Raw genomic sequence first — 22,819 nt, forward strand, 5'->3', positions numbered from 1 at the left:
AGGGGGTGCGTGTTGAGAATGAACGTTTATTATAAACTCGAAATTAGGGGGAAATTTTCGCAAGACGGAAAGGTGGTCGGCTACTGGACAGTGGGGCAAGAATTAAGTCACATCCCTGCACGTGATTCATCATGCACGTTACCGCCCGGCCAGTGAACGTGATAGCCCAATCGGAGGCTACCAGAGAAACGTATCTGGGGATCGGTGACATCGGCTATGCGATGTTTTATCTTCTCGTCGCGATTACCCTCGCCGTCTTCGCCTACGGCGTCTACCAGCGTTTTAGCCGGTACGCACGGGGCGACGACGACCCGTTCGCTCGGCTCGACGATCTGCCGAACCGAATCGTGAGTTCGGCCAAGATCGTCCTCTCGAACGAGAAACAGTTCAACAGGGACCTCTACGGCGGCCTGATGCACTCTTTTATCATGTGGGGATTCCTGACGCTGCTCATCGCGACGCTGATCATCGGCTTCGAACAGTACGGTACCGATCTACTGCTCGGTATCCAGTTTTGGCGGGGCGACTTCTATCTCACCTACCAGTTCATCGTCGACGCGATGGGGCTGTTGTTCGTCGTCGGAATCGGGATGGCGCTCTACCGACGCTACTGGGTCCAGAACCACCGTCTCTGGGGCCGTCACACCTCTAACGAGGACGACATCTTCATCTGGACGCTGTTCGGGCTCGGCGTCGGCGGCTTCCTCCTCGAGGGATTTCGGATCTACATCACCGGGATGCCGGAACACGAAGTCGTCAGCTTCGTCGGCTACGGGCTGGCGATGGTGTTCGACGCGATCGGTATTTCGACGACCGAAGCGGCGACGGGCGCGGGCTACTCCGCCGTCGCCAATCTCGGCTTCAACGCCGAGACGCTCCACTGGCTGACCTGGTGGTCTCACTCGCTGCTCGCGCTCTTTTTCATCGCGTGGATCCCCTACGCCAAGCCGTTCCACATGATCTCTTCCTTTGCGAACGTCGTCACCCGCGACGAGAAGGCCGGCAAACGCCTGCCGAACGTCCCGTCGGACCTCGACGCGACCAACGCCGAATCCATCGACGACTTCACCTGGAAGGAGATCCTCGACCAGGACGCTTGTACCAAGTGCGGCCGGTGTTCGTCGGTCTGTCCCGCGAAGGCCTCCGACCGCCCGCTCGATCCGCGAAACGTCATCCTCGACCTGAAGACGTACCGCGAGGAACTCGACGCCGGCGGCGAAGAGAAGCCGATCATCGCCGACGGCGGCACGAGCGTGATCAACTCGGAGACGATGGAGTCCTGTATGGCCTGTATGGCCTGCATGGACGCCTGTCCCGTCGAGATCGAGCACCTCCAATCGTTCACCCGGCTCAACCGCCAGCTAACCGACCAGGGCGACGTGTCCTCGAGCATGCAGGACGTCTTCCAGAACGTCATGCAAAACGGCAACACGTTCGGCGATTCGCCTCGAAATCGCGGCGACTGGACCGACGAACTCGACTACGACGTCCCCGACGCCCGCGACGAGACGGTCGACTACCTCTGGTACGTCGGCGACTTCCCGAGCTACGACGAGCGCAACAAGAAGGTCGCCCGCTCGCTGGCGACGATTCTACAGGAAGCCGACGTCAGCTTCGGCATCCTCTTCGACGACGAGAAGTACGACGGCAACGACATCCGCCGCGTCGGCGAGGAGTTCCTCTACGTCGAACTCGCCGGTCACCACGTCGAGACCTGGGAGGACTGCGAGTTCGATACGATCGTCTGCACCGACCCGCACTCCTACAACACCTTCAAAAACGAGTATCCGGAGGTCGACTTCGAGGAGTTCGCTGACGACCCGATGATGCCCTTCGATTACGAACAGCGGTGGAACGCGGACGGCGAGACCGACGTGCTCCACTGGACGCAGGCGGTCGAGGAACTGGTCACAGACGGTAAACTCGACCTCAACGGCACCGAACTCGACTACACGGTCACCTACCACGATCCGTGTCACCTCGGCCGGTACAACGACGAGTACGAGGCTCCCCGCGAACTGATCAAAGCGACCGGCTGTGAACTCGACGAAATGCCCCGCAACCGCGACAACTCCTTCTGTTGTGGCGGCGGCGGCGGCGGCCTCTGGATGGACTTCGAGGAGGAGCCAAAGCCGAGCGAGGAACGGATTCGAGAGGCGCTCGAGGACACCGACGCCGGCGCGGGCGTCGAGAAGTTCGTCGTCGCCTGCCCGATGTGCATGACGATGTACGAGGACGGCCGCAAGACCGGCGGCTACGAGGACGAGATCGACGTCGTCGACGTCGCCGAACTGATCGTCGAGGCGATCGGCGCAGCGGAAAAAGCGAAACTCGAGGTTGCGGCCGACTGACCGCCGCGTTTCATCGAGCCGATAGCCGTTCTCCTTCGACGTGTTTCTGACCGAACGAGAGTGGTGCCACCACAGCAGTAAGAGCCGCAATCAGCCACCGGTAGTCGGTCGAGCGATACCGACGATCGAGGTTCGATTCGGCCCGAGAGACAGAAGAGCGAGACGAACGGTTTCGCGTCGGAAATTAGTCGGAACAGCCGACGGACGTCGACGCGTCCGTGCCCGGTGCATCGGCGGTGACGTCGGCCGTCTTCACCTCGCGGACGAACGCGAGGAAGTTGTCGAACACCTGTTTCGCCTCGCAGGCTCGCCGGTAGTTCTCCTCGGTGATCTCCTCCAGGACGGACTCGAGGCGATCGTCGGAGAGTTCCTTGCGGTGGACGAGTTCACGAGCGGTCCTGATGTCGTACTCGGGGTGGAACTGGACGCCGAAGACGCGGTCCTTTCGGAAGCCGTGATTGGAGTAGTGATTCTCCGCGAGCGGTTCCGCACCTGGGGGTAGTTCGACGACCTCGTCGGAGTGGCTCGTGAAGGCGGTAAAGCAGTCGCTGATGCCCTCGAACAGTCGCGAGTCGACTTGCTCGAGTTGCTCGATCTCGCTGTAGCCGACCTCGTAGGCACCCATATCCTCGACGGTTCCGCCGAGGACGTCTGCGAGTAGCTGGTGGCCCCAACAGACCCCGAAGAACGGAACGCCGCGGTCGATCGCGTCCGCGACCCATTCCTTGGTGGATTGCATCCAGTCGTCGTCCCAGTAGACCGACGATCGAGAGCCGGTGACGACGGCGCCGTCGTAGTCGAAACCGTCGGGCACCGCACCCTCGGTAGCGTCGAATTCGGAGAGGGACGCGTCGAGTTCGCGTCGGAAGTTTCGCGTCGTGTTCTCGCCCTGGTGTGACGCGTTCAGGACGGCAATACGGAGCTGACTCATCGTCCAATACTGGCTACTCCGGAAAGATATGCTTTCCGCCCTGCGTCGACGTTGCCGCAACCGTCGATACTTAGATATTCCCGTTATCGAGCGCTATAACCGACATTCAGTTCCGCTGATAACGATCGATTACCGCGGTCGGTAGGTTCCGTCTCCGGCGCGATGGAATCGTTCGTCGGTGCGGAACCAGCCGTCTTCGAAGCGGCCGCGGCCACCGGTATCGTCGTCCGAATCGCCCCGGATTTCGTCGGGTTCGTACCAGTTCTCGTCGTCGGTTCCGGCAGCGGTTACGTAGCCCTCGGCGACCACCGGTCCCGAAAGCGCGAGCCGTCCGTCAGCCTCGCCCTCGAGTACGGTTCCGTCCACGTCGATCAGACGGACTCGACAGTCCGGAACCGGCCGACCGACAGCGGCCGGGTCGCCGTCCGACGGGAACGACTGGCTCAACGCGGTCGGGCACTCGAGTCGGCCGTAGGCGCGAGCGATCGGGACGTCGGCGTCACGATACCGTCCGCGGGAATCGTCGTCGAGCGAGCCCTCGAGGACCGCCCGCTCGAGCGAGTCGACGGCGTCTTCGAACCCGGATTCGGCCGCCATATCGGTGAGCGCTCGGGCTCGCCCCGCGAGGACCGTCGCGTTCTCCGCGTCGATGGCGGTCAGCGTATCGCCGGGATCGAACGCCCGATCGAGCAGGAGGGTGCCGCCGACGTAGAGGATCGACAGCGCGACGCGAACGAGCCCATCGGCCGCCGACAGCGGCGTGACGAGCGGGGCAACGTCGTCCCCCGAGAGCCCCCAGGCCACGATACTCGAGATGCAGTTCCACTCCAGGGTGCGGGCTGAGTAGCCGACGACCGGACGTCCGTCGTCACCGTGAAGGAGCAGTAGCGGCCGCTCGGTATCGCGCCCGGATTCACGGCCGTCGTCGACCGACTCGCGGTCGGCGTCGGCGAGTTCCTCGAGCGTCACCGATCGGTCGAACGGAATCGACCGCACGAGGTCGCGTTGGGCGGCTTCCGAAACCACGAGGTCGGGGTCGACGACGTCGAACGGACGGTCGACGGAGGCGGGCGTCAGCCAGTGAGAGATCGGCGCGAGGGTCGCACCGAGGCGACGGCAGGCGAACAGGAGTGCGAGCGAAGCGACCCGGTTTCGCGTCACCAGACAGACGATATCGCCGGGTCCGACGTCGAGCGCCGAGAGGCGTTCGGCCGTTCGCGCCGCGATCCTCGAGAGGTCGCCGTACGATACCCGGTTCTCGTGGATGGTTTCGGCGGGCGCGTACAACCGCTCTTCGGAGATGTCGACGACCGCCGTCCGATCCGGAAAGCGTTCGGCCCGACGAGCCAGCGAGAGAGTCACGGAACTGCGTTCCACCCCGGAATCCGTAGTAGCTGGGGGGTCAATCGCAAGCACTCGAGGCGGCTCGAGGGGACGGAGCCGCGCTCACCGCCGGGCGCGCTGAACCGCGGAGAGCGGCGAACGAACCGACCGTTGAGGGCCTCGAGGCGGCTTCGATACTCCCGCCGCGGGAAGCGAGCGCTCCGAGAGGGGATACGACCCGGATAAAAGCACCACACAAAAGGCGGACCTGCCCGTTCGTGAACGCATGCAGTTCGCGTGGTCTGACGGACCGTCGGGATACGCAATCGCGATTCCGGAACTACCGCTCGAGGAGCCGGTGCTCGTGTTCACCCTCGCGCTGACGGTCTTCTTGGTCGGCCCCCTACTCGTGCGGCGACTCGGCCAGCCGGGCATCGTCGGGATCGTCCTGTTCGGCGCGATACTCGGCCCGGGCGGTATCGGGCTCGTCGCACATAGCGACGCGATCGTCCTGCTCGGCGAGGTCGGACTGATCTACCTCCTCTTTACCGTCGGCCTCGAACTCGACCTCCGGCAGTTCGCCGAGGATCCGGGTAGCGCGGCCCTGTTCGGCCTCACCAGTTTCGGGCTGCCGTTTATCGTCGGGACCGGCGTCGTGATGGCCCTGCTCGACGTGAATCTGCTCGCCGCGTTACTCCTCGCGGCCGTCTTCGCCTCGCACACGCTGCTCGCGTATCCGGTCGTCAACCAGTACGATATCACCCAAAATCGGGCCGTGACGGCGGTCTTCGGCGGCATTCTGTTCACGGACACGCTCGCCCTGTTCGTCCTCGCGCTGGTCCGGAGCGCGTCCGAGGGAGGTCTCACCGCCGCCGTCGTCCTCGAGAAAGTCGTGGCACTGGTCGTGCTGGTCGGGGGCGTCTGGTTCGTCGTCCCGCCGATCGCCCGACAGTTCTTCCAGAACTTCAGCGAGGAGAGCTACTTCGAGTTCCTCTTCGTCACGGTGGTCTTCTTCGCTGCGGCCAGCGTCGCGACGCTGCTGGACATCGCACCGATCCTCGGCGCGTTCGTCGGCGGTCTCGCGCTCAACCGATTGATCCCAGAGGGCGGCACGCTGCTCTCTCGTATCGAGTTCGCCGGCAACGCCCTCTTCATCCCCTTCTTCCTGCTGCACGTCGGGATGCTCGTCGACGCGACGGTCATCCTCGACGGCTGGCGGACGCTCGAGGTGGCGGCCGTCGTCATCGGCACCATGGTCGCACTGAAGTGGCTCGCCGCATGGCTCGTCGGCCGGATCCAGGGGTACACCCCCGACGAACGGGGCGTCATCTTTGGCCTCTCGATCGGACAGGCCGCGGCGGCGCTCGCGATCACGCTGATCGGGTACGACGTGGGACTGTTCGACGCCGCCGTCCTCAACGCGGTGGTGCTCATGCTGCTCGTGACCGCGGTCATCAGCCCCTGGCTGACGAAGCGGGCCGGACGACGGCTCGCGCTCGCCGAGGACGTCGAACCCGGCGACGAGGCGCCCACGGATCCGCGAATCCTGCTGCCGGTCACCCACGCCGACGACCAGCAGCGTCGGCTACTCGAACTCGCCTTGCTGTTCAAGGACGGGCGGAACCGCCCGATTCACACGCTGACGGTCGTCCGGCCCGATCGGACGGGCGACCCCACCCGGGCGGTCGAGGACGCCTACGACGACCTCGAGGAGCTAATCGCCGTCGGCAACGAGGCCGAGGTCTCCGTCGACGCGGAGATCCGCGTCGACCACAACCCCGCCTCCGGGATCGTCCGCGGAGCGGTCGAAGTGCAGGCAGACCTGCTTCTGCTCGGCTGGGACGCACAGCGTTCGATCGGTCAGCGGCTGTTCGGATCCGTCATCGATCAGGTCCTCGACCGCACGACCGATCCCGTACTGGTCGCCAGGCTCGGCCATCCGATCAACACGACCGACCGGCTCTTCGTCGTACTTCCGGCAGGTATCGACCATCACGCCGGGTTTTTCGAGAGCGTCGCCCTGCTGAAACGGCTCGCGGGTCGACTCGGGGCACCGCTGACCGTCCTCGCGGTCGGGGGGTCGGCCCACCAGTACGAACGGCTCTTCGAACTCGTCGAACCGGAACTGGACGCCGAGTTCCGCGAACTGACCTCTTGGTCCGCATTGCGGACGCAGCTGGCGGAGGAAGCGACGGCGGACGACGTGGTCAGCGTAATCTCCTCGCGGCCGGGCAGCGTCGGCTGGCACGACGCACTCGCGGACTTTCCCTACCGGCTGGCGGAGCTACCGACGGAGTCGTTCGTCCTGTTACACCCGCGGGAGGACGATCCGGAGTACGACCGCCAGTTCCTCAGGTTCGAGTAGGGAAGCGGGACGGCGGCTCGAGCCGGCCGGACGACCGCTCACTCGTTATCGGCGAGGGCGGTCGCTTTCCTCGGCCGGTCACCCGTCATCGGTGTGAGCCTCGAGAACGCCCAGAATCCGATCGTTGACCGTCCGCGAGCGCTCGATCTGGCACAGATGACCCGCCCCTTCGAGGACGTCGAACTCCCCTCGAGGCAGCCCTCGAGCGAGGTCCCGGCCGGCCGAAGGCGACACCAGTTCGTCCGCCCCACCGTGCAAAATCCGCGTCGGTTGGGTGACCTCGACCAGCCAGTCGGTCGCGTCGAAGCTCTCGAGTGCGGCCACCTGCGCCTCCCATCCCGCCCGATCCGCGTCACCATCGCTCCGCCAGTCGACGACTCCATCACAGACCTCGGGCTGGGACTCGCAGAATTCGTCCGAGAGCCCCGCCGAAAGCGAGTCCCGGAGCGCTTCGGAATCGTTCAGCGGCGCGAACAGCGGGTCGAGCTCGAACGCCGATTCCCGCGCCGCGGTCCCGAAGAGCGTCAGCGTCTCGACCCGACTCAGGTCTCGAGCGGCGCGAAGCGCAATCGTCCCGCCCAATCCGCAGCCGACGAGGTGGGCCGTGCGGATCTCACAGTCGACGAGGACCGCCTCGAGATCGGCGACGAGCGTCTCGAGGGCGTAGGGTCCGGACGGCGCGTCCGACCGGCCGGTTCCGCGGAGGTCCCAGACGACGACCTCGTGAGGACCGGCGAGGGCGGCGTGTTGCCAGCCCCACAGCCAGCCGCCGAGGCCGGCCTCGGAGACGAAGACGACCGACTCGCCGTCGGCCCCGTCCTCGCCCGCGCGGTCGTAGTACAGCGAAACGGTGCCGTTCGATGCGGTGGGCATACGAGAACGGTCTCGACGCAGCAAGGCGACGGTTTCGGTTCTCGAGCGTCGCCGCGACGGCCCCAGTGTACACCTATATCAGACCGACGCGCGATATGCCGGCATGAACGAGCGAGACGCGAAGGCACGAGTCGCTGACCGAATCGCCGACCGAGAGGACGACCTGCTGTCGATCCTCGAGCGACTCGTCGCTGCGAAGTCGGTGACCGGACACGAGCCGCGCGGACAGACCGTGATGGTCGAAAAGTTCGACCGACTCGGTCTCGAGGTCGACGCGTGGGAACCGAGCGCGGAGGCGCTCGAGGACCATCCGGGCTTCTTCCGGACGTCGTCGTACGACGAACACGGCTACGAGGGACGGGAGAACGCGGTCGTGGAGATTCCCGGCGAAGGAAACGGGCCGACGCTCGCGCTCTCCGGTCACATCGACGTCGTCCCGGCGGACCCGGAGTCGGCGTGGGAGTCAGACCCCTGGACGCTTCGCCGCGAGGGTGACAGGCTCTACGGTCGCGGCGTTTCGGACATGAAAGGCGGACTCGCCGCGATACTCCTCGCCGTCGAGACCCTCGCCGACGAGGGCGTCGACCTCGCGGGCGACCTCATCGTGCAGAGTACGATCGAGGAGGAAGCGGGCGGCGTCGGCGGTCTCCTCTCGGTCCTCGAGCGCGGCTACGTCCCGGATGCGGCGATCATCCCGGAACCGTTTGGCCTCCCGAACGTCGGCATCGCCAGCGCCGGCGTGATGTTCTTCGACGTGACCGTCCCCGGCAAAAAGGCCCACGCCGCGTGGGGCCACCAGGGCGTCAGCGCCTTCGACAAGGCCTGTCTCGTCCGCGCCGCGCTCGAGGAACTGAACGACGAGCGCCAGGCAAGCATCGACTTCCCGCCCGCCTACGGGGCCGATCCGTCGCTCGAGGGCCGCGTCACCAACATCAATATCGGCGTCGTCGAGGGCGGCGACTGGCCCGCCTCGGTGCCCGCCGAGATACTCATGAAGGGCCGCGTCGGCTGGCCGCCGGGAGAGAGCAGAGCGGACGTTCGCGACGCAATCGACGGGGCGATCGAGGACGCCGCGAACGACGACGAGTGGCTCGCCGAGAACCCGCCGACCGTCGAGTGGACCGGCTGGAACGCCGCGCCCCACGAGGTACCTCGAGACGCCGATATCGTCGAGATCGTCAGCGGGAACGCGGAGTCGATCACCGGCGAGGAGGGCACGTTCGTCGGCGGCAACGCCGCCCTCGACGAGCGGTTCTACCAGCGCTACTACGATGTGCCGGTCGTCACGGCGGGTCCCTACGGCCCGAACCTCCACGGCGTCGACGAGTACACGACGGTCACGTCGCTGCTCGAGACCGCACGGACGCTCGCGACCTCGGCGATCGACTACTGCGGCGTCGCGGAATCGGCGTAGCTGCACGCACGAGATGCCTCCTGCTCGAGACCGAGAAAACCGGAACGCGAGCGAGAGCAAAGTTGTGAAACGGACGCCTCGAGACCGAGAAAACCGGCCGATCAGGCGTCCTGGACCTGCCGTAACACGTCCGGCGCATCCTCGAGCGCCTCGTCCAGGTCCTCGACGTTGGGACCGCCGCCCTGCGCGAAGTCCGGCGGACCGCCGCCGCCGCCGCCGACGCGACCGGCGAGTTCGCCGACGACTTCGCCGGCGTTGACGCCCGACTCGTCCGGCACGGCGACGACGAACTGAGCGCCGCTCTCGCCGCTTCCGAGGACCGCGATCTTGCCCTCTTCGACCAGGGCGTTCGCGGTCGCGCGCAGTTCACCCATGTCGGCGTCGATGCGGTCCACGACCGCGGCCGTATCGCCGACCTCGACCTCCTCGCTGCCGCCCCCGCCGCCGGCCCGGGCCGCGGCGAGCTGTTCCGTCAGGTCCTCGATCTCCTTGCCTCGAGCCTTCCACTCCTCGAAGAACCGCTCGGCGGTCGCCGGCACCTCCTCCGGCGTGACGTCGAGAATCTCGGCGGCCTCGTAGAGGGCGTCCTCTTTGCGCTGGGTCGCCTCGAGCGCCGCGTCGCCGGCCGCGAAGGTGATGCGTTCGACGCCGTCCTGGACGCGCTCGGTGCTGAGCACCTTGATCGAGCCGATATCGCCGGTTCGAGCGACGTGGGTGCCGCCGCAGGCCTGAACGTCACTGTCGACGTGAATCAGTCGGATCTGCTCGCCCGGCGGAATGCCACCCTGATAGAGGCCGAAGCCGTGTTCCGCTTCCGCGTCGTGGCGGTCGGGCCACTCCTGGGTGACCGCGGTGTTGTCCATCACGATCTCGTTGGCGAGGGACTCGATCCGCTTGATCTCCTCGCGGCTGATGCGGGCGTAGTGACGCATGTCGATCCGCGAACTATCGACGCCCTTCTGCGCGCCGGCTTGCCGGATGTGCTCGCCGAGAACCTGTCGGGCCGCGTGGATGACGATGTGCGTCGCCGTGTGGTGGCGCATAAGCTGGCGTCGACGGGTCGCGTCGATCTGTCCGTTGACGAACTCGCCTTTTCCGGGGGAGTCGTCGGTTCGGTGGAGGATGACGCCGTCGACGATCTGGACGTCTTCGACTTCGACCGTCGCGTCGTCCGTCGACAGCGATCCCACGTCCGCGGGCTGACCGCCGCCTTCGGGGTAGAACATCGTCTGGTCGAGGACGACGTCGTAGCCGCCCTCGCGCTCGAAGACGTCCAGTACGACGGCTTCGAACTGCGTCCGCTCCTGATCGTCGTAGTAGAGTTTCTCCGTCTCCGGAAGATCCTCGAATCGTTCCTCCTCGTTCTCCTCAGCCGCCCCGGCACCCTCGGGCGTGTCGTGGCGCTTCGCGACGAGGCTGTAGAAGTCGTCCGGCACGTCGACCTCGGCACCCGCTTCCTCGGCGATCTCCGCGACCATGTCGGGCTGGATGCCGTGTGAGTCGTAGAGTTCGATGAGTTCCTCGGTCGGGATCGGCTCGCCCTTCTTGGCGTACTCCTCGGCCAGCGTTTCGACCCGGCGACCGCCGCGCTCGAGCGTCTCGCGGTACTTCTCGATCTCGGTGCGGACGATGTCGCGGATCGTGTCGCGGTTCTCGTACTCGAGGCGTTCGGCCTGCATGTCGACGAGTTCGTCCAGCGGCGCATCGACGCCGACGGTGTCACAGAGCCGTTTCGTGCGTCGGAGCACCATCCGCGCCAGATAGCCCGTGCCGACGTTCGAGGGGACGATGCCGTCTCCGAGCATGTAGGCGAGGGTACGACAGTGATCCGCGATGGCGTAGATATCCTCGAGGGGCTCCATCAACGCGGTGAGTTCGTCGACGTCGACGCCGAGTTCGGCCGCGATTTCGCCGCGAGCGGTCTCCATGTCCTCGGCCTCGTCGATGTCCATGTGACCCGCGAGCTTTGCGGCGCGGTGGAGCAGTTGCTCCTCTTCGTCGGTGTGTGCGAGTTCCGCGTTGTCCTTCAGGAAGGCGATCATGTCGGGGTAGACCGCCTCGTAGACAGTCGGGGTGCCCTGGGAGACCCACGTCCACCGCTCTAACCCGTAGCCCGTGTCGACGATGTAGGTGTCCATCGGGCTGTAGCGGTTCCCGTCTTTCATCTCGTACTCGCCGTCGGGGTCCTGTTCCATCGACATGAAGACGAGCGTGGCGAGTTCGACGCCGCGGAAGATGACCTCCATGGCGGGACCGGCGTTACCGCCGCCGACCCACGGATCCTCGATGTAGATGACTTCTTCGAGGTCGACGCCGAGCGACTCGAAGAAGCCGTCGCAGAGTTCGACGGCCTCGTCCTTCCAGTAGACCTCGCCCTCGTAGGCGTACTTGTCGAGGGCGTCCTCGCGCGTGTTGAACGCGTGGTGGGCCATCATCTCGAAAGCCATCGTGTGGCGACCCGTCTTCCCGACGTTGTCGATGTCCTGCATCCGGATGCAGGGCTGGGAGATAGTCAGCGGGTTCGCCGGCGGCGGCGTCTCGCCGCTCGTGACGAGGGGCTGGAAATCGTAAATCGACGCCTGCGTAAGCAGGACGTCGTCCCGCCAGCGGTTGGCCGCGACGGGGTAGGGATCGATCCGCTCGTGACCGTGCTCCTCGAAGTACGAGAGGAACACCTCGCGCATCTCCTCGAGGCTGTACTCGTCGTCGAAGCCGGCGTTCTCGATGAAGCCGTACTCCTCGCACGGTGGCTCACCGCAGGTTACCCGTTCGTGATCGCGGGTCCAGAAGTGAGCGCCACAATTGGGACACTCCTTGCGTTCGAATCCTTCCTCCTCGAAGTACTCGAGGCGGTACGCTTCCGCAAGTTCGCTCATTACACGTGTGTTGGCGAGCCAGCGCCTAAAACAGTTCCGCAACGGCTATTTCGAACCCGAACTCCGCCGCCAGCGACGTCACTGAGGGAGTTGACGTCACCGCCGTACCACCGTTATCGGGAACGCCGCTCGCACGTCGACCATCCCGATAGAAAAGCATATGGTAACGGAAGAGAGTCTTATTATAACGTAATAATCTTATGACAGGATCCGGGCGAGATCGGCGGACAACACGGCTACGCTCGCCTCGAGAACGGCGCTCGAAGCCGGCGGCAACGGTACTGGCGATACCGCAGGGACCATCGGCTCGTCGGGCGTGATCCACGCGTGCAAACGAGACGATCACTGCTCCGAACCGGCGCGCTGACTGGCGTCGGGACAGTCGCCGCGATCGCCGCGTTGCCGTCGCCACCCAACGCGACGTCGATCGATCGGACGGTCGAAGGAGTCGAACCGCCGGCTGCCGTGATGGAGTGGGTCGACGGGACGATCACCGACGAGTCCGAGACGCCGATCGCACGCCACCAGTACCAGCCGATCGACGACGGCGTCGACAGGGCCGACTTCGATTCGTTCGTCGCGACCGCACCGATCAACGTCGTCGTGGTCCCCGAAATCGACGTCGAGGGGGACGGTCTCGAACGCGTTATGGGCGTCCTCGAGGACGAGGGCTGGCTTCGTCATCCCGAGGAGTACATCCGGTTCGCGTGGGATCGCACGGACGACGTATTCGTCCCGCAGCAGGCGACGGCGGCCGAAACCTACTACGGCACCAGCGACCGCCTCCACGTTCGCTGCTGGTCGTTCGAAGGCATCGTCTCGGTGCAGGCCCACCAAGATTCGGGTGCCCGGCCGATCCACGGAATCGCCTCCTACAAACGCGGCCGGAAGGCGATGGAGGCCATCTACGCCGAAGCCGGCTGGAACGTTTCGCCGACCGTGATCGACCTCGACAACGAGAAGCGCGATTACGAGGGCGTCGCGACGGTCATCACGGAGGAACCGTGAGCACCGACGATCACCACGCGTTCGGCTGGCAACCCACCATCGACACCGTCCTCGAGCATCCGCTGAGCGGCGTCGAACGCCGTCGAACGCGCGTCGCAATCGGATTCCTCGTGGTCTTTGTGGGTCTGTTCGCCGTCAGCTACGCGGGGTCGGTACTCACGATCAACGGCGAAGCCCTCGAGACGTTGACGGAGCGATTCGACATGGTCAGTACCGTGTTGATCGCGCTCGCAGCGGCGGCGGTGACGATCGTTCCGTTCCTGTACGCGACCTGGAACGGCGGCCCCGCGCTGTCGTTTACGCTGCCGCTGGTGCCCGTAACGCTCGGCCACATGGCCGCCGGCCAGTACGCCCTCGGGCTGGACACGATAATCGCGCTCACCGTCGGCAGCGCCGCGAGCGCGCTCGCGCTGTTTGCGGCCGACATTCGTCGGACGGGTTCGCTCCGTCCCTGGAATACCGGGCATCGCGACGAGTCCCAGTTGCTGTTCGTCACGATGCTCACGGTCGTCGCCGCCGTCAGTGCCAGCCAGTTCGTCGCCGGTGCCCCGCCGCGGAGCCTCGAGTCGTATCTGCCCTTCAGCGTGCTCTGGCTCGTCCCCCTGGGAATCGTCGGTGCCTACTGGCAGGCCGCGATTCGAACGACGGTTGCGGCGCGACTCGAGCGCGGACGCTCGGAGTCGTAGTCGTCGCCGGGGATATCGCGGCCGACGGCTCTCGGATACGACGTCGCGTTCGGGACGCCTCCGCTCGACCGTTACTGGGTACTGAGAGCGATGCCGAGCGATCGAGACCGGACGTTAGGCGTCGTTTTCGAGCGCTAGCGACGCCAGCATCGCCTCGAGCTGCAGTCGCTCGTTCGCCCCTTCCGTAATCCGATAGTCGACCTCACCGAGTCGCTCGAGCAGGCGAACCGTCGCCCGCTCCGGAATGTCGAACTCCCAGGCGGAGCGGTGGAGTTGGTCGATCACGTCGCCGCCGGCGAGGCCGCGGTCCATCAGGAGATCCTCGAGCGCCGCTCGAGCGGCGGTGAAGTCGCCCTCGATGGCGTGACCGACCATCGTCTCGACTTCCTCGGGGCGGGCCGTCGCGGTGATCGCGAAGACGGTCTCCTCGTCGACCGCGTCGCCCATCACGGCGGCGGCCTGCAGGGCGTTGATCGCCTTTCGCATGTCGCCGTCGGCCGCGTAGACGAGGGCGTCGACGCCGTCGTCGGTGACCTCGATAGCTTCGGTGGCGGCGATTTCGCGCACCTGCGCCTCGATCGCCTTCTCGGAGAGTTCGGTGAATCGGAACACCGCACACCGCGACTGGATCGGGTCGATGATCTGATTCGAGTAGTTACACGAGAGGATAAACCGGGTGTTGTTCGAGAACTGCTCCATCGTCCGGCGCAGGGCCGACTGGGCGTCGGAGGTCAGCGCGTCGGCCTCGTCCAGAAAGATGATTCGGTGGGAGTAGCCGCCGAAGGAAGCGCGCGCGAAGTCCTTGATCCGGTCGCGGACGACATCGATCCCCCGCTGGTCCGAGGCGTTGAGTTCGAGGAAGTTCTCCTGCCAATCATCGCCGTAGACCTCTCGAGCGATGCTCTTGGCAGCCGTGGTTTTTCCAGTGCCTGCTGGGCCTGCAAATAAAAGGTGGGGCAGATCGTCCTGCTCGACGTAGTTTTGCAGGCGCGGGACGATATCCTCGTGGCCCTTGATCTCGTCGAGTCGCTCCGGTCGGTACTTTTCGATCCAGACTTCGGTCTTGCCGGGAGTCGACTCCGCCGCCTCGGCGTCGGCCTCGCTCATACCACTCGAGAGGGAGTGGCGAAAGATAAAACGACCGAACGCCACCGTCGGTCTCGAATCCGGCCTTCGAATGCGCACCGACGGATGACCCGCGACCACCACGGACGACGGACAGTTTCCGTTATTGACAATACAGTAACGTATTTTTTGCGGCACACGGCGTACGAGTTCGTATGCGGACCACCAGCCGATCACGAACGATCCTCGTCGTCGCCGTCCTCGCTCTCGTCGTCCTCGGAACGATCCCGATCACGGCCGTAGCGCAGTCGGACGCACGGACCGGCGGCACGGTCGTCGTCGAGGAGGGAGAAACGGTCGACAGCCTCGAGGCGTTTTCGGGAACCGTCATCGTCGAGGGAACCGTCACCGGCGACGTCAGCGCGGTCGCCGGCGACGTGCGGATCGAGGGCGACGTCGGCGGTGATCTCGAGGCCGCCGCCGGAAGCGTGACGATAGCCGGAACCGTCGACGGCGACGTCGAAGTCGCCGCGGGCAGTTTCACGGTCGCCGAGGGCGCGACCGTCGGCGGCGACGTCTCGGCCGGTGCCGGAAACGTCGCCATCGACGGTACGCTCGAGGGCGACGCGGATATCGGAGCCGATACGATCCAACTCGGCGACAGCGGCGCGATTGCGGGCGATCTCCGATACAGCGGGAGTCTCGAGGGGAACACCGCCGCCGTCGCGGGCGAGGTCCAGCAGGATTCCTCGGTCGGCACCGATCTGGGGCCGACGATTCAGCCGATCGCCTCGTGGCTGTTCGCCGCGTACGTGCTCGCGTTGAATCTGTTGCTCGGAGCCGCGTTACTCGCGCTGTTCCCCCGCTTCTCCGACGGAATCGCGAACCGAGTCGCGAGCAGCCCCGTGCGATCCGGGCTGGTCGGGTTCGGCGTGCTCGTCGTCGTCCCCGTTCTCCTGGTCCTGATCGCGATCACGATCGTCGGAATTCCGTTCTCGATCGTCGGCGCGTTCGGATTCGCCCTCGTCATCTGGATCGGGACCGTCTACGGCCGGTACGCCGTGGCCGCGTGGCTCCTCTCGACGGTCGGCGTGACCAACCGCTGGCTCGCGCTCGTCGTCGGACTCGTCGCGGGCGCGATTCTCGCACAGATCCCCATCGTCGGCGGGCTGATCAACCTCCTCGTCTTCTTGCTGGGGCTCGGTGCGCTCACGTTCGGTCTGTACGCCCACCGACGGACGGTCGGGAAACAGGAGCCGCGAAGCGGTGTCGGCTCCGACGGCCCGACGACCGACTGACGCGTGGCGATGGCCACCGTCGGCGAACGCGAGCGCTCGCTCGAGGCTCCGCAAACGACGCAGTTCGACGGTGACACGCGCGAGCACGGTTCGAGCGACGCGCTCAAGTCTGTGCCCTCGTAACGACGACCATGCACGTCACCGTCGACGTCAAGGGCGAGGACACCCACGAGATCGATCTCGAGGCGGTGTCAGGGACGAACACCGACGCGACGCCGACCTATCAGGACGTGCTTCGCGAGATCGATCTCAGCCCCCACGAGGTGAGCGTGCTCGTCGACGGTCGCCCGGTTCCGGAGGATCAACCGGTCGAAAGCGACCGTATGACGGTGTTGCGGCTGATCAAGGGCGGCTCGACCGAGTAGCCGGACGCGGGGACCGGACCGCTGATACGGTCTGCTGTAACGATTTACCGGTGCAACCGCAGGACAGGTCCCGGCTGCACCGAATGACGTACAGCAGACCGTATGAAAGCCCGAGCGTTTTCACGGCGACCGTCGTAGCCGTTCGCATGACAACTACCGCCGCCGAAGTGACCCTCGAGAACGTCGGTCCGGGTCCGGACCCGCTCACGCTCGCCGAATTGGCGGCACCGGTCGAACCGGCCGATCCCACGACGACCGACGATCCCGATCCGGCCTACGACGCCATCCTCCTCTTGCTCCACCGCGATCACCACGCCGGGCAGTGTCGTCGCCAGGTCCGCGCCGTCGCCGACCGCTACGACGAGTTCCGCGACCGGGGGTGTCAGGTCGTCTCGGTCGTTCCCGAGCCCAGAGAACGCGTCCAGAAGTGGCAGGATCGGTACGACCTTCCGTTCCCGCTCTGTGCTGATCCGGAGGCGACCACGGGCGAGACGTTCGATCAACCGGTCCGCCTCGGCGCGCTCGGCGAACACTTCGACGTCGTCGGTCGGATGCCCGCCGCGATCGTCCTCGATATCGATGACGAGGGAGAGATCAGCGTCGTCGAAACCTATCGCGGCCACACCAATCTGGATCGGCCCGAGATCGACGAGTTGTTGACGACCATCGACCAACGGACCTGACGAATGGACGGCTACGTCCGCACTGCCACCACGGACGATATTCTCGAGGTTCGGCGCATCCTCGACGCGGCCATGCTCGAGCCGGGAAACGTCGAGCGTCGAATCGCCGAGGGGAACGTCCTCGTCGCCGGCGACAACCGCGGAGGGACGGACTCGAGCGAGCGCGTCCTCGGAACGATCGTCCTCGAATCCGACGCCGGCGAGCGCGGCGCACACATCTCCGCGATCGGCGTGCGTCGTCGCCACCGGGCGCGCGGCATCGGCACCGGGCTGATCGAACGCGCGCTCGAGCGCGAGGGACGGCTGACGGCGCAGTTCGACGACGGCGTCCGTTCGTTCTACGAGGCGCTCGACTTTTCGATCGAGCCGATCGACGACCGACGGTATCGAGGCGTCGTGGTGGCGAGTGAGCGACCGTAATCGCACGAGCCGTCGGTAGTACGGTGGCGGTCAGTACAGCGCTCGAACTCTGCACGCCCGACCAGACCACGAGCTGTCGTAGTACCGCGGCGATCAGTGGCGTGGCTTCGGGATCTCCGAGATAGTCGTGAAAGCGAAACAGCACGAGGCATTCCGGTTCCGGAACGTTTGAGGCCTCTTGCTGGGAATACCGGCCGTGGCCCGTGCTCGACTCTTCGCATCCCTCTGTGGTCTCGTCTTCCTGCTCAACCTCGCCAGAATTATCTTCGCACCGCTTCTGGACGTGTTCATCGGCGAGTTCGCGATCGGCGAGGCGACCGCCGGACTCATCGTCACGCTCGCGTGGGTCGGAAGCGCGTCCCTTCGACTGCCCACCGGGTGGCTGCTCACGAAAGTTCCGAGACACAGCGTCGTGATCGGGTCCGGAGTGATCCTCGCGGTCGCGTCCGGAATCACGGCGACCGCGATGACGGTCCCACAGCTCATGGCCGGGGCCTTCCTCATGGGCATCGCCTCCGGCGTGTACTTCGTCGCGGCGAATCCGCTGCTGAGCGAGCTGTACCCGGCGCGTATCGGCCGCGTAATGGGTATTCACGGGGCTTCCAGCCAGACTGCCGCGGTGGTCGCGGCCCCCTTCGTCGCCCTCACGCTCGTCATCGACTGGCGACTCTCGCTGTGGACGATCGCCGTCGGTGCCGCAGTGATAACGGCGTACACGTGGTTCGCCGCCAGGGGAACCGACATGCCGAGGGCGGGACGGGCCGATCGCGACTTCGTTGCCGGCGCGCTTTCGGAGTGGCGTCTCGTCGTGACGGCGCTGATAATCGTCGGCGCGGCGTCGTTCATCTGGCAGGGCCTGTTCAACTTCTACGAACTGTACATGCAGTCGAAGGGACTCTCCGATCGAGCCGCGGGGGCGATGCTCACGATCGTCTTCGCCGCCGGCGTTCCCGCGTTTTACTTCAGCGGCGACCTGGCGGACAGATTCCCGCACGTTCCGTACCTGCTGGGAATCGTCGGCGCGTTCGCCGCGAGCCTGCTCGCGTTGACACTCGTGGAAGGACTGGTTGCGCTGGCCGCGATCAGCGGGATCGTCGGCTTCGTCATTCACGCTATGTTCCCCGCCACGGACACGTACCTCCTCGACACGCTCCCGGATTCGACGCGGGGCAGTACCTACGCCGTGTTCAGTTCCGCGTGGATGCTCACCCAGGCGCTCGGTTCGTACGTTTTGGGCCTGTTTATCGAGCGCGGCTACTCCTACGATTCGGTGTTCGCCAGCGCCGCGCTCTTCCTCGGGACCACGGTCGTTGTCCTCGTCCTCCTCGAGCGGACGGGGCGCCTACCGAGTTGAATCGGTACCGGTCGGCGATCAGCGGTCGCGGAGGCGCGTGCCGGCGTGTTCCGGCGGAGCTTTATCAGAGAGAACGTGGTACGTCGCGTCGCATGGATTTCGGACAGGTACTCAGCGGCGACCCATCGAAAAGCTCGAAGCTCTACCTCGCGATCGGCGGCCTCTCGCTGGTCAAGGCGATCGCGGTACGCAACGACCGAAACCGGTTCCGTCGGGAACTGCTGGACGCCGGGATGTTCATCGGCGTCGGGCTCGCGTTGCGAAAGTACGGCCAACTCAAGGCGGAGAAGCGCCGGGAGCTCGAATCGCAGGTTCCCGACTGGGCGGTCGGCATCGCGACCTCCGAACCGGCAAAGCGGGGCGTACGAAACGTGGCGAAACAGCGCCTCGGAAACCAGTCCGAGACGGAGTCGGGCCTGCGAGACCGCGCTCGAGGAATGCTTTCGAAGTAACCGGCGATCGGCTGCGGTCGATTTTCGACACGTTTCGAGAGTGTCGGCGTCTCACGCCCGCGAACCGATTAGAGCGGGATCGGCTCGAGAGCCGCCGTAAAGTGGCGTAGCTCGGGAACCGTGGGTTCGGTGGCGACCTCGAGCCCGGAGATCGTCTCTCGGTTCTCGAGAACGACCGCGGCCGTCTCGACGACGTGCTCGAGGTGTTCTTTGTGGTAGGTTCGACGGGGGATCGCGAGTCGGACCAGTTCCGGTCGGTCAGTGTCGGGGAAGGCGAAGCTCCCGAGTTCGACACCGCGGACGCCGCCCTCTCGGTAGAGGGCGCAGACGAGCGCCTGGCCCGGGAACTCGTCGGACGAGAGATGGGGGAGCGCGGCGCTCGCGTCGAGATAGACGGCGTGGCCGCCGGGCGGGGTGTAGATCGGCACGCCGGCGTCTTCGAGCATCGCGGCGAAGCCGCGAACCTGCTCGAGGCGGTCCGTGACGTACGCCTCCTCGACGGCCTCCCGAAGACCGACGGCCATCGCGGCGACGTCTCGTCCGGCCATTCCGCCGTACGTGGGGAAGCCCTCGTAGAGGATCGCCCGCTGCTTGCAGCGCTCGAAGAGCGCGTCGTCCTCGGTTGCGACGAAGCCGCCGGCGTTCACCAGCCCGTCTTTCTTTCCGCTCATGACGAGCGCGTCGGCGTAGCCGAGTTGCTCGCGGGCGATCTCGACGATTTCAGCGCCGTCGGCGAACGCCGCCTCGCGCTCCCTGACGAAGGCGGCGTTCTCGGCGAACCGACAGGCGTCGATCACGAACGTCGCGTCGATCTCGTCCGCGAACGCCCTCACGCGACGGGTGTTCTCGACGCTGACCGGCTGACCCGCCGCCGAGTTGTTCGTGATCGTCGAGATCACCAGCGGCACGTTTTCGGCCCCCACGTCGTCGACGACCTCGCGGGCGCGCTCGATCGAGAAGTTGCCCTTGAACGGCTCGTCCGCCGCCAGATCGTGTGCGGCCTCGACCGGACAGTCGACCGGATCGCCGCCCTGATTCGCGACGTGGGCCCGCGTCGTATCGAAGTGCATGTTGTTGAGTACGACGTCACCCTCCGAGACGAGCGTCCCGTACAGGACGTTCTCGGCCCCGCGGCCCTGATGGGTCGGCACGACGCGCGAAAACCCCATCACCTCCCGGACGGCCGACTCGAGCTCGTCGAAACTCCGCGAGCCGGCGTAGGACTCGTCGCCCCGGATCAGGGCGGCCCACTGGGCGTCGCTCATCGCGCCGGTTCCGCTGTCGGTCAAGAGATCGACGAAGACGTCCTCCGCAGCGAGATTGAAAACATTGTAACCGGCCTCCTCGAGCGCCCGTTCGCGTCGTTCTCGAGAGGGGAGCCGGATCCGTTCGACCATTTTCGACTTGTACGCGACCATATTCGTTACACGTCGCCGCGCGTGTTCAGTCTAGCTGGAATCTCGTGTCCGCTGGCGTCTCGAGGCGTCCGCTCTCGGACGGATCGGTCCATCAATGGACGGAATCGGCGACGGCCCATCACGAACGGCTCGCGAGGGTTCGGAGAATCAGCGCATATCGGCGTCGACGCTACGGAAGACGTCATTGGTGATCCGCGTCGGCGTCGGGTCGGGACCGACGAGTTCCGTCTCGTTCGAGGACTCGGAGTGGACGGTGATCGTCCCGTCCGGATCGCCGGCGAACTCGAGGCCGCCGTCGCCACTCCGACCCTCGTCACGAACCCGCTCGTCGGCAACCGGATCGTGGGCACCGTCCGCCTCGAGGAGATCGTCGGGCGATTCCACGCCGAACTCGGCGAGGACCGCATCCGGATCGGGGTCGACGTCTTCGAACACGTCCGTTCCTGTCGAATTCGAACTCATAACAGCGGCTGTGATACTCGCGGTATTCGTTACGAACCCGTTACCAACGATTCACGGACCGACTACGCGAACCGAGGCTGCAGTCGAAACGAGGAGCCTCGAGCGCCGCCCGAGGGAAAAAACGGCCAAGAGCCGCGAATCGAGCCTTAGAAGAGGTCCTGAGTCAACTCGAGGGTCTCCTCGCGGTCGTCCCACTCGACGAAGAGCGCGACGCTGGTCGCGCTCGTGATGATGTCCTGCAGGTGGATCCGCTCCTCGGCGAGCGGGTTAACGATCTCGCTGATGATCCCCGGTTGATTGGGGAGTTCGCCGCCGGTGACGCGAATGACGGCGATCGGCGAGTCGACCGTAACGCTCGAGAGTTCGTCTCGAGCGATGACCTCGCGGTGGAGGATGTTCTCGGCGCGTTCGGCCTCCTCCTCGTCGATGTAGAACGTGACCGTATCCATCCCGCTGGCGACGGCATCGATGTTGATATCGCTCTCGGAAAGCGCCTTCGAGAGGTGGTTGAAGATGCCGGGCTGATTGCGGATCGCACGGCCGGCGACGGTCAGACAGGCCAGCGGCCGCTCGCGAAGGTCGACGAGGTTCTTGAACTCGCCCTCGATGCTGGTGCCGCCGGAGAGCAGATCGCCGTGCTGGTAGTGGACGACCCGGACGTCGAGGTTGCCGCCCTTGTACGACAGTGCGGAGGGCGCGACGACTTCGGCCCCGCGAAAGGAGAGGTTGCGGAGTTCGTCGACGGAGATCTCGCCGACGTTGCGAGCGCCTTCGACGACGTGGGGATCGCCGGTCATGACGCCCTCGACGTCGGTGACGATGACGACCTCGTCGGCGTCCATGTACTTGCCCATCATGACGGCCGTGGTGTCGCTGCCACCGCGGCCCAGCGTCGTGATCGAGCCCTCCGGCCCTTCCGCGAGAAAGCCCGTGAGAACCGGGACGGTGTCCTCGAGGCCCTCGGCGACCTCGAGGGCGCGTTTCTGGGTCTCCTCGACGTTGACCTCGCCGAACTCGTCGGTGACGACCGGCCAGTCGTCGCCGCCGGGTTCGAGGAACGTCGCGTCGATGCCGCGAGCCGACAGTGCGGCCTTCAACATCCGGACGGACGTCCGTTCGCCCATGCTGACGATCTGGGCGCGGTCGGCTTCGTCCGTCTCGAAGGTGATGTCGTCGAGCAGGTCGTCGGTCGTCGATCCCATCGCGCTGGCGACGACAGCGATCTCGTGACCGTCCTCGACGGCCGCCGCGATCGAATCCGCCGCGCGGTTGATACGATCCCCGCTCCCGAGACTCGTGCCGCCGAATTTGGCTACGACGCGCATACTGCCACCTCATCCCCGACTCGACTGATAATCGCTTCGCTCATATGCCACTCCGTTACCAGAGCGAGCAGATAACTGTGTCCATCGTTCGTATTTTTACCGTCGTTCGCCGCTCGAGCGAGCGCGAGGACCTCGTTCGAATAGCTGGTG

19 protein-coding genes are annotated in these 22,819 nt (G+C 65.6%); 11 read left to right on the forward strand and 8 right to left on the reverse strand.

Annotated features, from left to right (window positions below; all coding sequences use genetic code 11):
• The first annotated feature begins 152 nt into the window (after window positions 1-152).
• Window positions 153-2,351 carry a (Fe-S)-binding protein gene (locus DWB23_RS17785; RefSeq protein WP_121744113.1) on the forward strand — a complete coding sequence of 733 codons (2,199 nt, stop codon included), beginning with the start codon at window positions 153-155 and terminating at the stop codon, window positions 2,349-2,351.
• A gap of 184 nt (window positions 2,352-2,535) precedes the next feature.
• Here DWB23_RS17785 and DWB23_RS17790 read toward each other — a convergent pair whose 3' ends face one another.
• Complete coding sequence (locus tag DWB23_RS17790; protein ID WP_121744114.1) at window positions 2,536-3,282, reverse strand: type 1 glutamine amidotransferase; 747 nt, start codon at window positions 3,280-3,282, stop codon at window positions 2,536-2,538.
• Window positions 3,283-3,411: 129 nt separating this feature from the next.
• Window positions 3,412-4,644, reverse strand: coding sequence for a class I adenylate-forming enzyme family protein (locus DWB23_RS17795; protein ID WP_121744331.1), 1,233 nt, complete (start codon window positions 4,642-4,644; stop codon window positions 3,412-3,414).
• A gap of 247 nt (window positions 4,645-4,891) precedes the next feature.
• Here DWB23_RS17795 and DWB23_RS17800 point away from each other — a divergent pair, with 247 nt between their 5' ends.
• A complete protein-coding gene (locus tag DWB23_RS17800) occupies window positions 4,892-6,970 on the forward strand; it encodes a cation:proton antiporter (protein ID WP_121744115.1) in 2,079 nt (692 codons plus the stop codon).
• Window positions 6,971-7,048: 78 nt separating this feature from the next.
• Here DWB23_RS17800 and DWB23_RS17805 read toward each other — a convergent pair whose 3' ends face one another.
• Window positions 7,049-7,843 carry an alpha/beta fold hydrolase gene (locus DWB23_RS17805; RefSeq protein ID WP_121744116.1) on the reverse strand — a complete coding sequence of 265 codons (795 nt, stop codon included), beginning with the start codon at window positions 7,841-7,843 and terminating at the stop codon, window positions 7,049-7,051.
• A 103-nt stretch (window positions 7,844-7,946) separates the two neighbouring features.
• Here DWB23_RS17805 and DWB23_RS17810 point away from each other — a divergent pair, with 103 nt between their 5' ends.
• Window positions 7,947-9,257: an ArgE/DapE family deacylase gene (locus tag DWB23_RS17810; RefSeq protein ID WP_121744117.1), complete on the forward strand. Its 1,311-nt coding sequence runs from the start codon at window positions 7,947-7,949 to the stop codon at window positions 9,255-9,257.
• A gap of 101 nt (window positions 9,258-9,358) precedes the next feature.
• On the opposite strand, the gene alaS is transcribed toward DWB23_RS17810, so the two are convergent.
• Window positions 9,359-12,133 carry an alanine--tRNA ligase gene (gene alaS / locus DWB23_RS17815; protein WP_121744118.1) on the reverse strand — a complete coding sequence of 925 codons (2,775 nt, stop codon included), beginning with the start codon at window positions 12,131-12,133 and terminating at the stop codon, window positions 9,359-9,361.
• Window positions 12,134-12,460: 327 nt separating this feature from the next.
• Between alaS and DWB23_RS17820 the strand changes: the two genes are divergently transcribed.
• Window positions 12,461-13,141 carry a hypothetical protein gene (locus tag DWB23_RS17820; RefSeq protein ID WP_121744119.1) on the forward strand — a complete coding sequence of 227 codons (681 nt, stop codon included), beginning with the start codon at window positions 12,461-12,463 and terminating at the stop codon, window positions 13,139-13,141.
• Complete coding sequence (locus DWB23_RS17825; protein WP_121744120.1) at window positions 13,138-13,827, forward strand: hypothetical protein; 690 nt, start codon at window positions 13,138-13,140, stop codon at window positions 13,825-13,827. The genes DWB23_RS17820 and DWB23_RS17825 overlap by 4 nt, the downstream gene beginning before the upstream one ends.
• Before the next feature lie 114 nt (window positions 13,828-13,941).
• Here DWB23_RS17825 and DWB23_RS17830 read toward each other — a convergent pair whose 3' ends face one another.
• On the reverse strand, window positions 13,942-14,934 hold the full coding sequence (locus DWB23_RS17830) for a replication factor C small subunit (protein ID WP_121744121.1): 993 nt from the start codon (window positions 14,932-14,934) through the stop codon (window positions 13,942-13,944).
• Window positions 14,935-15,107: 173 nt separating this feature from the next.
• Here DWB23_RS17830 and DWB23_RS17835 point away from each other — a divergent pair, with 173 nt between their 5' ends.
• From DWB23_RS17835 to DWB23_RS17860, 6 genes are all read left to right on the forward strand, one after another.
• Window positions 15,108-16,190, forward strand: coding sequence for a bactofilin family protein (locus tag DWB23_RS17835; protein WP_121744122.1), 1,083 nt, complete (start codon window positions 15,108-15,110; stop codon window positions 16,188-16,190).
• A gap of 131 nt (window positions 16,191-16,321) precedes the next feature.
• On the forward strand, window positions 16,322-16,555 hold the full coding sequence (gene samp2 / locus DWB23_RS17840) for a ubiquitin-like small modifier protein SAMP2 (RefSeq protein ID WP_121744123.1): 234 nt from the start codon (window positions 16,322-16,324) through the stop codon (window positions 16,553-16,555).
• Between the two features lie 146 nt (window positions 16,556-16,701).
• Window positions 16,702-17,238, forward strand: coding sequence for a redoxin domain-containing protein (locus DWB23_RS17845; RefSeq protein ID WP_121744332.1), 537 nt, complete (start codon window positions 16,702-16,704; stop codon window positions 17,236-17,238).
• 3 nt (window positions 17,239-17,241) lie between these two features.
• Window positions 17,242-17,658 (forward strand): GNAT family N-acetyltransferase, encoded by a 417-nt coding sequence (locus DWB23_RS17850; RefSeq protein ID WP_121744124.1) that lies wholly within the window; start codon window positions 17,242-17,244, stop codon window positions 17,656-17,658.
• Window positions 17,659-17,854: 196 nt separating this feature from the next.
• Window positions 17,855-19,012, forward strand: a complete 1,158-nt coding sequence (locus DWB23_RS17855; RefSeq protein ID WP_121744125.1) for an MFS transporter — start codon at window positions 17,855-17,857, stop codon at window positions 19,010-19,012.
• Between the two features lie 92 nt (window positions 19,013-19,104).
• Entirely contained in the window at window positions 19,105-19,464 is a 360-nt protein-coding gene (locus tag DWB23_RS17860; protein WP_121744126.1) for a hypothetical protein, read from the forward strand.
• Between the two features lie 68 nt (window positions 19,465-19,532).
• Here DWB23_RS17860 and DWB23_RS17865 read toward each other — a convergent pair whose 3' ends face one another.
• The 3 genes from DWB23_RS17865 to DWB23_RS17875 all read right to left on the reverse strand — a co-directional run bounded on the left by DWB23_RS17865 (window position 19,533) and on the right by DWB23_RS17875 (window position 22,669).
• On the reverse strand, window positions 19,533-20,882 hold the full coding sequence (locus tag DWB23_RS17865) for a tryptophanase (RefSeq protein ID WP_121744127.1): 1,350 nt from the start codon (window positions 20,880-20,882) through the stop codon (window positions 19,533-19,535).
• A 147-nt stretch (window positions 20,883-21,029) separates the two neighbouring features.
• Window positions 21,030-21,344, reverse strand: a complete 315-nt coding sequence (locus DWB23_RS17870) for a hypothetical protein (RefSeq protein ID WP_121744128.1) — start codon at window positions 21,342-21,344, stop codon at window positions 21,030-21,032.
• A gap of 146 nt (window positions 21,345-21,490) precedes the next feature.
• Window positions 21,491-22,669 carry an aspartate kinase gene (locus tag DWB23_RS17875; RefSeq protein ID WP_121744129.1) on the reverse strand — a complete coding sequence of 393 codons (1,179 nt, stop codon included), beginning with the start codon at window positions 22,667-22,669 and terminating at the stop codon, window positions 21,491-21,493.
• Window positions 22,670-22,819: the final 150 nt, after the last annotated feature.

The sequence above is a fragment of the Natronorubrum halophilum genome, from assembly GCF_003670115.1.
GTDB classification, from domain to species: domain Archaea; phylum Halobacteriota; class Halobacteria; order Halobacteriales; family Natrialbaceae; genus Natronorubrum; species Natronorubrum halophilum.